Genomic DNA, 2649 nt, shown 5'->3' on the forward strand with positions numbered 1-2649 from the left:
GTTATAAATAAATCTCTTAATATTAGTTTAAGAAAATAAAAGAGAACTACTTTTATCAATTATATTTTTAAAGCCATTTTTTATATAATATGCCAAGTCGCTCATTTCATAATTATATTTTTCGGAATCATATATTACTCTTGCAGTATGTCCACTTGGGTTTATGAAAATGATTGGGTCATTATGACAATAAGTATACGTTTAGTGATAATCTCTGGCTTCCCTTAAGTAACTACTTCTGTTATTAATCATATGGCTACTTTAAGATATGTCATCCCCTGGTATAATATATGCTTGTGTTATATTTTTTTAGCATATTCTATAATATCTTCCCATTCATCCATTACAACAAAGTAAAGTTGCGTTGCTGAATATATATCACCTTCTTCTGTTCTAAACTTCACGAACCATTTTAGGTGTTCTTGCTTAGTATTTCTATCTTCAAAGCCATCCAGAAAATAAACAACATCACCTATATTAAATTCTCTAGATTTTTCCCAATCAAACTGTTCATTATGTTTACAAGCAACAAAATTTGAAATAATAACAATTGGTTCATCTTGTAATGATTCAGATATAACACTCATATTTTCATTCCTTATCTAAAAGTTATCTTCTCCATGATTAATACTTCCTGGATTATTACTTCGTGGATTAACATTTGTATGTGTACCATTTTTATGTTGTACATCCCAATGGAAATTACCAATTTTAGCAGCTGGTTTGTCAACTACCCATTCGTTACCATCTGCATCTAGTAAACCTTTTCTTGGTCCTTTTTTCATTACTGGATTTCCAGCTTTATCTAAAGGAGGATTGAATGGATGATCACCTGACATAGGTAACTCATTCCATGGATACTTATTTGGTATACTCTTTGCAAACAATATTCCATTATTTTGATTTTGCTCCATTGGATTAGTTAATATCTTATCTTTAGAATCCTCTTCTATAATATCCATACCTTCAGTTTGGTCTGAATATTGACCTCCTTCAAAATCAATAATAATATATGGTTTGTCTGGCTCTTCACGTGGAAATATAGTCGGTTGTGTTACATTTTCTTGCATAGGCATATCTGTATAATCGGGTGTTTCTTGTTCCAACGGTGTAATTCTTCTAAATTCACTAAAATCAGGATTACCATAACTTTTTTGATATTGTATACCTTCCAAAATTAAATTGCTGGTACTGCTTTTTTACCAAGATTTATGCCAAGATTTTTAAGTAATTGGATAAATGATTTATTTACAACAGGTGCTTCTAAAACATTTGAAGCATTAGCAGTTGCCAAAATAGCAGTAGGTATATAAGCATGTTGAGTTCTTAATGTTACATTTCTTCCTTGTTTATAAGGGCTGCGATTGCCACTTTCTTTGCAATAACCACTTGGGTCTATATAGTTTACTGGATTATTGGCTACATAAGCGTAAAAGATTCAATCCATCCCCACGGTAACTATCCATAACTATTAATCTAATGTATAGAAGATATCTTTTGATATCTCTATCCGTAACAAGGTTGACATAATTAGTTAACTATAGATTATAGTTGTATATAGATAGATGTAGCATTATAGCATAGCTATTCATATCATAATATAATATCATTGCTAAGCTATGTTAATATTGAATATTATAACATATATTGTACTCTACTTTATATTTTTATAATAGTAGCTATTTTGATGTTAATTGTATTAGTTATGATTTTCACATTAGTTGTATAAGTCTTGATTATACCGTCAATAATGATAATGGGAAGTGTTCAAAGATTGAATACTAACCACATTTGGGTGATTTTAGTTGATTATCAATTACTTTATTATTGATAGGCTGAATGCTATAGTCTTTTTTATACTTAAGCATGTTAAATACTATATTTACAAGTCGCCTAGACACACAAATTAAAGCCTGTGACTTGGTTTTACCTTCTGATACTTTTCTATGATAATACTCATATAATATAGGATTCTTAGGTGTATCAGTGTTTCTATTAACAGATATTTGCCTAAGTGCAATATAAAAGAATATACTGTTTAATTTCCTATTTCCTCTTTGGTTACGAAAGTTCTTTTCCTTGCTTCCAGAACTATAAGTAACTGGGGCAATACCCGAATAACGAGCAAGTTTTGCTGAATTATTAAATCTATTAATATCCCCTATTTCAGATAGTAACTGTGCTGATGTAATAAGGTCTATACCATTAAATGATTGTAGGTTAACCCCTAATTCATCAATGGATTGCTGTAATAATTTATCAATAGTAGATATTTCCCTTTGCTTATAACGTATATCTTCAACATAGCTTTTAATAAGGAAGCATCTAGTATCATCATGAGATAAAATGTCTTTATCTACTTTGATAAAATCTAATAATGTCTTTGCCTTACTATCAGTAAAATAGTTATGACTTTCTTTTCTAAGAAATGCCCCTAATTCTTCTATAGACACATTTTCTAAATACTTACTACTCGGATAGTTATACCAAAAAGCTAAAGCTGTCTTTCCTGAAATATCATTGAAAAATTTACTGTAATTATAATAATTATAAGATAACTGCATATGTAACTGATTAATAACTGACGTTCTTTGGTCTACTAATTTATTACGTCTTGTCATTAGTTGGTTAATCTTATAATAAATACCA

The 2649-nt window shown here is 29.4% G+C and carries 3 protein-coding genes; all 3 read right to left on the reverse strand.

Annotated elements, in window-relative coordinates; all coding sequences use genetic code 11:
* Window positions 1-299: 299 nt before the first annotated feature.
* The gene (locus N4A55_RS10590; RefSeq protein ID WP_293756031.1) at window positions 300-587 is read right to left on the reverse strand and encodes a hypothetical protein; all 288 of its coding nucleotides are present in this window, start codon (window positions 585-587) and stop codon (window positions 300-302) included.
* Window positions 588-602: 15 nt separating this feature from the next.
* A complete protein-coding gene (locus N4A55_RS10595) occupies window positions 603-1175 on the reverse strand; it encodes a polymorphic toxin type 17 domain-containing protein (RefSeq protein ID WP_293756033.1) in 573 nt (190 codons plus the stop codon).
* A gap of 606 nt (window positions 1176-1781) precedes the next feature.
* Window positions 1782-2649, reverse strand: an 868-nt coding sequence (locus tag N4A55_RS10600; RefSeq protein WP_293756035.1) for a transposase, incomplete at its 5' end; no start/stop codon positions are given.

The sequence above is a fragment of the Vallitalea sp. genome, from assembly GCF_025211055.1.
Taxonomy (GTDB): Bacteria; Bacillota; Clostridia; order Lachnospirales; family Vallitaleaceae; genus Vallitalea.

What these genes read in the sequence shown, in the direction of transcription:
- N4A55_RS10590 (WP_293756031.1), bottom strand. Translation starts at nt 587, where the DNA reads ATGAGTGTTATATCTGAATCATTACAAGATGAACCAATTGTTATTATT.